The sequence below is a fragment of the Methylobacterium sp. WL116 genome, assembly GCF_008039455.1.
GTDB lineage: Bacteria > Pseudomonadota > Alphaproteobacteria > Rhizobiales > Beijerinckiaceae > Methylobacterium.
The window spans coordinates 1-6766 of sequence record NZ_VRUV01000245.1 but is presented as its reverse complement, the minus strand read 5'-3'; the positions used below and the strand labels follow the sequence as shown (position 1 = coordinate 6766).

Annotated in this window: 6 protein-coding genes and 1 pseudogene; 1 reads left to right on the top strand and 6 read right to left on the bottom strand. The window is 70.5% G+C overall.

The window, feature by feature from the left end; all coding sequences use genetic code 11:
- Window positions 1-133 precede the first annotated feature (133 nt).
- Entirely contained in the window at window positions 134-1174 is a 1041-nt protein-coding gene (pstS, locus tag FV223_RS16860) for a phosphate ABC transporter substrate-binding protein PstS (RefSeq protein ID WP_147728115.1), read from the bottom strand.
- Between the two features lie 291 nt (window positions 1175-1465).
- Between pstS and FV223_RS16855 the strand changes: the two genes are divergently transcribed.
- The gene (locus FV223_RS16855) at window positions 1466-1723 is read left to right on the top strand and encodes a hypothetical protein (protein ID WP_147728114.1); all 258 of its coding nucleotides are present in this window, start codon (window positions 1466-1468) and stop codon (window positions 1721-1723) included.
- 112 nt (window positions 1724-1835) lie between these two features.
- Here FV223_RS16855 and FV223_RS16850 read toward each other — a convergent pair whose 3' ends face one another.
- The 5 genes and pseudogenes from FV223_RS16850 to FV223_RS16830 form a co-directional block, all read right to left on the bottom strand.
- A complete protein-coding gene (locus FV223_RS16850; RefSeq protein WP_147728113.1) occupies window positions 1836-2030 on the bottom strand; it encodes a hypothetical protein in 195 nt (64 codons plus the stop codon).
- Window positions 2031-2162: 132 nt separating this feature from the next.
- A complete protein-coding gene (recN, locus tag FV223_RS16845; protein WP_147728112.1) occupies window positions 2163-3836 on the bottom strand; it encodes a DNA repair protein RecN in 1674 nt (557 codons plus the stop codon).
- Window positions 3837-4012: 176 nt separating this feature from the next.
- On the bottom strand, window positions 4013-4891 hold the full coding sequence (locus tag FV223_RS16840) for an outer membrane protein assembly factor BamD (RefSeq protein ID WP_147728111.1): 879 nt from the start codon (window positions 4889-4891) through the stop codon (window positions 4013-4015).
- Window positions 4892-5147: 256 nt separating this feature from the next.
- Complete coding sequence (gene lpxC, locus FV223_RS16835) at window positions 5148-6095, bottom strand: UDP-3-O-acyl-N-acetylglucosamine deacetylase (protein ID WP_147728110.1); 948 nt, start codon at window positions 6093-6095, stop codon at window positions 5148-5150.
- Window positions 6096-6584: 489 nt separating this feature from the next.
- Window positions 6585-6766: pseudogene (locus FV223_RS16830) on the bottom strand (cell division protein FtsZ); the annotation flags it as partial.

Sequence of the window (6766 nt, the reverse complement as noted above, 5' to 3'; positions counted from 1 at the left end):
GGGCCGGACGCGCGGGCGAGATCCGGCGAGGACGCTGCGCCCGCTCGGGGAACGGGCAGCCCTCGCGCTTCGCGCGGGCCGTCCGCTCGTCGCGATCGGCCGCGGGGCCGCGTGCGGCCCCGCGGGTTCGGCCTCACATGCCGAGGACGGGCTTTCCGTCCTTGCCCTTCACCTGCTTCCACTCCTCGTGGATCAGGCCGACGACGGCGTCCGGCAGCGGCACGTAGTCGAGGTCGGAGGCGAGCTTGTCGCCGTTCTTGTAGGCCCAGTCGAAGAACTTCAGCACGTCGGCGGACTTGGCCGGATCGGCGGCCTCCTTGTGGACGAGGATGAAGGTCGCCGCCGTGATCGGCCAGGCGTCGTCGCCGGCCTGGTCGGTGAGCGTGATGCCGAAGCCGGGCGCGCTCTTCCAGTCGGCGCTGGCGGCGGCCGCCTGGAACGCCTTGTCGTCCGGCTGCGGGAACTTGCCGGCCTTGTTGCGGATCAGCGCATAGCTGAGCTTGTTCTGCTTGGCGTAGGCCGACTCGACGTAGCCGATGGCGTTCGGGACCTGCTTGACGGTGGCGGTAACGCCCTCGTTGCCCTTTCCGCCCTGGCCGGCGGGCCAGCTCACGGTGGTGGCGGCCCCGAACTCCTTCTTCCAGCCCTCGGAGACCTGGCTGAGATAGGTGGTGAAGATGTTCGTCGTGCCCGAGGCGTCCGAGCGGTAGACCGGGGTAATGTTCGCGTCGGGGAGCTTCAGCCCCTCGTTAAGCGCGGCGATCTTCGGGTCCGACCACTTGGTGATCTTGTTGGCGTAGATGTCGGCGATCACGTCGCCGGTGAGCTTGAGCTTGCCCGGCTCGACGCCGGGGATGTTCACGACGGCGACGACGCCGCCCATCACGGTCGGGAACTGGACGAGGCCGTCCTTCTCCAGGGCGGGGCCCTTCAGCGGCGCGTCGGTGGCGCCGAAATCGACCGTCTTGGCCTGGATCTGCTTGATGCCGCCGCCAGAGCCGATCGACTGGTAGTTCAGGCCGGTGCCGCTGTCCTTGCGGTAGGCTTCCGCCCACTTGGAATAGACCGGGAACGGGAAGGTCGCACCGGCGCCGGTGATGTCGGCGGCGAGCGCCGGAAAGGCGAGCTGCGCCGTCGCGAGGCCGAGGGCGAGCGCGTAGGTGAAGGGTTTCACATCGATCTCCGTCATCCGTCGAGCGTGCCGGGCAGCGCGATCCGCGCGTTCGCATTCGCGCGGGCCACCCGGCGACCCGGCGGCCGCGGCCGCATCGCTCGACACCGCCGCCGTTAGGGCACGCAGATGACAGCCACATGACACGGCGCAACCAGGGCTCGAGGCGAGCGCGAACGCGGCCGGCGAATGCTGTGGCGATGGCACGCTTTACGGTGTTGGCGCGTTCTCATTGCGATCCGGGCCCTGTCGCGAGCATCCCGCCGCAACTCGCCGGATCGGAAGGTCGATCCCGTGTCCCACGATTCGCCTGCGGCGCCGACGCGTGCGCCGCTCCCCGACGACCACGCCTACCAGGCGCTCCACGCCGAGCGCGAGGCCCTGGAGCGCGACCTGGCGCTGGCGAAGGCACGGCAGAACTTCAGCACGGAGCCGGGCGAGGCCGAGCGGGCCCGCGCCGACGAGGCGTCGATGCTGATGAGCCTCGACCGGGTGCTGACGCGCATCCGCGCGGCCGAATACCAGCGTCGCCCGGGCGCCCGCCGCTGGTAGCCTGTCTCGGCTGGGTCCCGCGTCTCGCGGCGATCGGGCGAACCTCGCCACTTCGCCCCACGATCGACGGGTCGTCCCCCGCGGCGAGCCGCGTGCGGGCCGCCTCCCAGCCTCAGGCGCTGCGGCGGCGGTCGCGCTCCTTCTGGCGCATGCGCAGCAGGAGGTCGACCTGGGAATCGGGGATCGGCTGCTTGTCGACGCTGCCCTCGTAGACGGTGCGCAGGGTCTGGCCGAGATGATGGGTGTCGACGCTGGCGCCGTTGCGATGCGACGCGAGGACTTCGAACTTGGCTGCGGCCTGATGCATGGTCCCCCCGGAACATGGAAGCGCCGGCGTCCGCGAATCGGTTTCGCCACCGGATCCCAACAGTGTCGGTCCGGATGGTTAAGGAGGGATTAACCTTAACCGACCGTTCTGCGCGCTCATCGGTATCTGATCCTAGACCGCCGCGCCTTCGAGCAGGCGGGCGGCGGCGGCGCGGGCCTCGTCGGTGACGGTGGCGCCAGCGAGCATGCGGGCGATCTCCTCGCGGCGGGCCGCGACGGGGAGCGAGGCGACGCGGGTGGCGACGCGGCCAGCCCCCTTCACCGCGTCCTTGGCGATCAGGAAATGCGTGCCGGCGCGCGCCGCGACCTGGGGCGCGTGCGTCACCGCCACCACCTGCACGTCCTGCGACAGCCGAGCCAGCCGCGCGCCGATCGCGTCGGCGACCGCGCCGCCGACGCCGGTGTCGATCTCGTCGAAGATCAGCGTCGGCGCCGAGCCCTTGTCGGCGAGCACCACCTTGAGGGCGAGCATGAAGCGGGACAGCTCGCCGCCGGACGCCACCTTCATCATCGGGCCGGCCTTGGTGCCGGGATTGGTCTGCGCCCAGAACGCGACCCGGTCGATGCCGGCGGCGTCGCGCGATTCGGGATCGGTGACGATCTCGGTGATGAACCGGGCGCGCTCGAGCTTCAGCGGGGGCAGCTCGGCCTGCACGGCGGCGTCGAGCGCCTTGGCCGCGCGCCGACGCCCCGCGCTGAGCTTCTCGGAGGCCTTGGCGTAGGCCGATTCGGCCGTTTGCAGCGTCACCTCCAGGCCGGCGAGCGCCTCCTCGCCGGCATCGATCGCGGCGACATCCGCCTCGTAGCGCTCGCGCAGGGCGGCGAGGTCGTCGGCGGCGACGTCGTACTTGCGCGAGGCCGCGCGCAGGGCGAACAACCGCTCCTCGACCCGCTCCAGCTCGCGCGGGTCGAACTCGGCCTCGGCCACCGCCGCGTCGAGGACGGCGCGGGCCTCGTCGAGGGCGACGAGGGCAGCGTCGAGCGCCGCGACGCAGGGCTCGACCAAAGCCGGCAGCTGCGCCGCCCGGCGCTCGAGCTTGCGGATCGCCGAGGAGAGCTGCGGCACGCTCGAATGCGAGCCGCCGACGGCGGCGAGCGCGTCGTTCAGCTCGCGCGCGACCTTCTCGCTCTGCTGCATCACGGTGCGGCGCTCGGCCAGGGTCGCCTCCTCGCCGGGCTTCGGATCGAGGGCCGCCAGCTCCTCGACCGCGTGGCGCAGGAAGTCGGCCTCCCGGCGCGCGGTCTCCACGCGGGCGCGATGCTCGGCCAACGTCGTGCGGGCGACCCGGACGGTCTTGGCCGCTTTCGCGACCGCGTCGAGCGGGCCGCTCAGGCCGCCGAAGGCGTCGAGGATGGCGCGGTGCGTGGTGACGTCGGCGAGCGCGCGGTCGTCGTGCTGGCCGTGGATCTCGACCAGGGCCGCGCCGATCGCGCGCAGCACCTGCACGCCGACGGGCTGGTCGTTGACGAAGGCGCGGGTGCGCCCGTCGGCCATCTGCGTGCGCCGCAGGATCAGGTCGCCCTCGGTGTCGATCTCCGATTCCGCGGCGATCCGCCGGGCGGGATGGTCGAGTCCGACGTCGAACACCGCGGTGATGCCGCCCTGCGCCTCGCCGTGGCGCACGAGGGAGCCGTCGCCGCGCCCGCCCAGCGCCAGGCTGAACGCGTCGAGCAGGATCGACTTGCCCGCGCCGGTCTCGCCGGTGAGCACGCTGAGCCCGCCGGAGAAGTTCAGGTCGAGCCGGTCGATCAGGACGATGTCGCGGATCGCGAGCTGCACCAGCATGCCGCGCCTTCGAGCCTCCGGGGCGCCGGCCGTCGTCCGGCCGGGCAACCCAAACTTAAGGGAAATACGAAGCCGTCATGTAGGCCGATGCCGGGCCGACCGCACCCCCGAAATGCGAAACGGGCGGAGCCGAAGCCCCGCCCGCGAGTCGCGTCCGGTCGTGATGCGCGGGCGGCCTACTGGGCGGCGGCCGTGCGGCCCATCACCGAGGAGTAGATCTTGCTGAGGAACGAGCTCTTCTCCTCGCGCGGCTCGAGGCCGCCGTTCTGCAGGAGGGCGTGCGCGTCCTTGTACCAGGGACTGTCGGGGAAGTTGTGCCCGAGCACGGCGGCCGAGTTCTGTGCCTCGGCGGTGATGCCGAGCGCCATGTAGGCCTCGGTCAGCCGCTCCAGCGCCTCCTCGGCGTGACGCGTCGTCTGATACTTGCTCACCACGTCGCGGAAGCGATTGATCGCGGCAGGGAAGTTGCGGCGCTCGAGGTAGTAGCGCCCGACCTCCATCTCCTTGCCGGCGAGCTGGTCGCGGGTGATCTGGATCTTGGCCTTCGCGTCGGTCGAGTATTCCGAGGTGGGATACTTCTGGACGAGCTCCTGCAGGGCGACGAGCGCCTTCTCGGACCGGTCCTGGTCGCGGGTGACGTCGGGGATCTGCTTGTACTGCGACATCGCCATCAGGTACTGGGCGTAGGCCGCGTCCTTGCTCGCCGGGTGCCGCTGCAGGTAGCGCTTCGAGGCGGTGATCGCGTCGTCGTACTTCTGGCCCTCGTAGTTCGCGTAGGCCGTCATCAGCAGCGCGCGGCGCGACCAGTCGGAATAGGCGTACTGCTTGTCGAGCGAATCGAACTTCTTGACGGCGCCCTCGTAGTCGCTGTCTTCCATCTTCGCCAAGCCTTCGCTGTAGAGCTTGTCGGCCGGCGTGTCCTGCACGACCTCGGGCTTGTACTTGTCGGCGAACAGGTTGGTCGGGTCGAGCGCGTCGCAGCCGCCGAGACCGAGGCCGAAGGCGGTGATGAGCACGGCCGCCGCCGCTCCGCGGGTCCGAAGGGTGACAGGCATTGGCGGTTCTTCCCCCGAACGGGCGCGTCCTGCGTCGCAGCGCGCCGTTGAGCCATCGTGACGTCGTGTCGGCGCCGGCACTCTACCGGGTCCGAGGTGCCACCGCATCCCGGACTGCCGCGCTCTTCACGGACGATTCACCGTGGCGCCAGATTCGGGCATGAAAGCGGCGGTTCCACGCCCGCGCAGATCGGCGGGCGGCTGTGTCTTGCAGGCCACATCGCCCGCGGGCGGCAGGCGGTTTGCCGGAGAGATCTCAGAGGTCGCCGGCGAAGGCGGCGATGCCGAGGCCGGCGCCGAACTCGGCGAGCGCGGTCTCGCGGCGGGTGCCCTGGGCCTCGACGATCGCGTAGTTCGCACGGTCGGCGAACAGGGCCTCGAGGATGCCGACGTTCATGCGGTGCCCGCCGCAATAGGAGCGGTAGGCGCCCTGGAGCGGCAGCCCGGCGAGGGCGAGGTCGCCGACCGCGTCGAGGAACTTGTGCCGGACGAACTCGTCGGCGAAGCGCAGGCCTTCCGGATTGACCACGTCGGTCTCGCCGACGGCGACGGTGTTCTCGAGGGAGGCGCCGAGGGCGAAGCCCGCCTTCCAGTAGCGCTCCACGTCCTTCATCATGCCGAAGGTGCGGGCGGGGGCGATCTCGCGGCGGTAGGCGGCGGCGGTGAGGTCCATCGCCTTGCGCGAGCGGCCGATCACCGGGCTTTCGAAATCGATCTCGACGTCGAGGCGGAAGCCCCGGTCGATCGGGCGCAGCTCGGCGAAGGCGGTGCCCGCCTCGATGCGGACGTGGCGCAGCACCTTGATCCAGCGGCGGGCGGTGCCGGTCTGCGCGATGCCGACCGCGTCGATCGCCTTGACGAAGGGGAGCGCACTTCCGTCGAGGATCGGCATTTCCGGTCCGTCGATCTCGACCAGCGCGTTGTCGACGCCCAGGCCGTAAAAGGCGGACATCAGGTGCTCAATCGTGGCGACCGCACCGGATTCGACGTCGCCGATCACGGTGCAGAGCTCGGTCGCGGAAACGCAGGCGTGGTGGGCCTTGATCAGACGGTCGTTGCCGGAGGCCATTCCGGTGCGGAGGAAAGCGATGCCGTGGTTCGCAGAAGCCGGGCGCAGCGTGATCGCAACCGGGTTTCCGGAATGGACGCCGATGCCGCTCAGCACGGTCGCGCCCTTGAGGGTTGTTTGTTGGTTCGTCCGCATTCCTTAGCCCTCGGCCGCGATCCGGCCACGCCACCCCGCATTTCGCGTGGTGACGACGCCTTCCGATCCGTCCGCTGCTTGAAGCCCCTGCGTGCGGCGTCGGTCCGAAAACCGCGCCGCTATTCGTTGGTCCGAGATTTTTATAGCTGCGGCGCACAGCACGGCCAAATCACGCTTTCTTACGCTGTGTTACAGACACGCTTGCGCCGCGATCTCGGGAATATCGTTCCAGTGCAACATGTTAACGAATGGTTAACAAGCCCTCTACAACCGCGGCGCGCTGTGTCTTCGAGGCACCATGACCGGGTCCGAGGCCGCGCGACGGGACCGGAAACGGCGCCCGGAACGACGAAAGAACCCGCCGGCCCTCGCGGAGCGGCGGATCCATGCTGCGGTGCGACAGGCGCCCGGGCGGCATCCCGGCCGGGCGGCGAATCGCGCGAATAAGTCCCGCGGGCCTTCGCCCGCGGGGTCTCGGTGAGCGTCGGATCAGTTGGCCTGCCGGCGGAGGAAGGCCGGGATCTCGAGCTGGTCGTCGTCCATCATCCGCGGCTGGGGCGCCATGCGGCCCTGCGCGTCGAGGTTGCCCTGCGCCGGGCGGTAGGTCGGGGCGACCGGAGCCTGGACCCGCGGGGCCGGCGGCATCGGGGCCTGGACCTGCGGCTGGGCGC

Excerpts from the sequence above, each read along its gene's own strand:
- FV223_RS16850 (WP_147728113.1), bottom strand. The coding sequence starts at position 2,030 with ATGCATCAGGCCGCAGCCAAGTTCGAAGTCCTCGCGTCGCATCGCAAC.
- recN (WP_147728112.1), bottom strand. The coding sequence starts at position 3,836 with ATGCTGGTGCAGCTCGCGATCCGCGACATCGTCCTGATCGACCGGCTC.
- FV223_RS16840 (WP_147728111.1), bottom strand. The coding sequence starts at position 4,891 with ATGCCTGTCACCCTTCGGACCCGCGGAGCGGCGGCGGCCGTGCTCATC.
- lpxC (WP_147728110.1), bottom strand. The coding sequence starts at position 6,095 with ATGCGGACGAACCAACAAACAACCCTCAAGGGCGCGACCGTGCTGAGC.